This window comes from Arthrobacter sp. AL12 (assembly GCF_029960645.1).
GTDB lineage: Bacteria > Actinomycetota > Actinomycetes > Actinomycetales > Micrococcaceae > Arthrobacter.
This window is the reverse complement of record NZ_JASBQY010000041.1, coordinates 1-1,363: the sequence shown is the minus strand read 5'-3', so window position 1 is coordinate 1,363 and position 1,363 is coordinate 1. Positions and strand designations below refer to the sequence as shown.

1 pseudogene is annotated in these 1,363 nt (G+C 73.4%); it reads right to left on the bottom strand.

The features are described 5' to 3' along the window. Positions 1 to 132: 132 nt before the first annotated feature. Positions 133 to 1,362, bottom strand: a pseudogene (locus QK291_RS18965) (DUF222 domain-containing protein); the annotation flags it as partial. Position 1,363 lies beyond the last annotated feature (1 nt).

Sequence of the window (1,363 nt, the reverse complement as noted above, 5' to 3'; positions counted from 1 at the left end):
GGCTGCGAGTTGGCGCCGCCTTCGGGTGCGGTGGAGGTCGTTGGCTCTTTGGTGGCGTTGGCGGCGGTGGCTTGGGCTCCTTGCCACGGTCAGGTCCGGTTCGGGCTCCGGTTCCGCGTGGCGGGCCGGGGTTCCCGGGGGTGGCGGGGCGGTGGATTGGTAGGTGTGGCCGGTGGGGGTGGTGACGTCGAGGGTGTGTCTGGGTCCGGGGCGTGGCCGGGAGCTCCAGCCGGGGGTTTCTTTGGTGTGGTTGCAGGCTTCGCAGAGCCCGGCGCCGTTGTTCTGGGTGGTGGTGCCGTTGTGGTGCCAGGGGATGATGTGGTCGAAGTGGCGGATGGGGGCGTCGCAGTAGGGGGTGCGGCAGGTGTCGTCGCGGGCGGTGAGGAAGCGGCGGAGCCCGGGCGGGAAGAGCCGTGCCCGGGAGTCCATCGCGGTGAGCTCGCCGGTGCCGGGGGCGGTGTAGAGCCGGCGGAGCCAGACGTTCATGGCCGTGTCCCCGGCGGCGGCGCCCTTTCCCGCGGCCTCCGGTCCCGCGTCGTTTCCGGCGTTGGTGAGCAGATCGCGGGCCCAGCCTGCGGGGACGATGCCGTAGCCGGGGAGGCGGGCGGGTTCGCTGTCGCCCTGGAAGAGGGTGCGGTCGGTCATGACGAGCTGGATTTCGATTCCGCTGATCCCGCCGGGGGTCCCGGTGGTGCGTTCGACGAGGGTGTCGGCCATGAGCTGGCCGCGGGTGCGGGGGTCCCCGGCGGCCCGGAGGGCATCGGCGTGCCGGGTGAGGCCGGCGTAGACGGCGACCCCGGCTGCGACGGGGAGCAGGGCGGTGAGGTAGCACATGGTGTCCGGGGCCGGGCGGAGGCTGACGTGCCGTTCGGTGCTCGCGTGGCTGGCGCGCTGGGTGACCGAGCGCGGGTCCCGGCGGTACGCGGCCGTCCGGGCGGCGGCGATGATTCCCCGGTCCCCGGCGCCGTCGAAGGTCCCGGTGTCGGGGGCGAGTTCGGCGTCGACGGCGGCCCGGTCCTCCGCGGTCAGGCAGGCGGTTTCCTTCACGAGCAGGCTCGCGCGCCATTCGTTGAGCTGCCCGGTGTCCAGGGCCGCGAGGGTGTGGGGCATTTCGGTGACGAGGGCTTTGGCCAGGCCCAGGAGCCGGCCGCCGCGGGCCGGGGATTCCCGCCGGGCCAGGGCGATCTGCGCGCCGACCCCGGTTCCCAGCTCCGCGGCCGGCATCCCCAGGTCCCGCTGTTCGCGGCGCTGGAGCAGATCGAAGGCAACGGACAGGCGGGCCTGACGGGCAGCCAGGGCAGACTTCCGGTCCTCCAGGGCACGGATTTCAGCAATCAAACACGCACCATCCAGCTCAGGCACG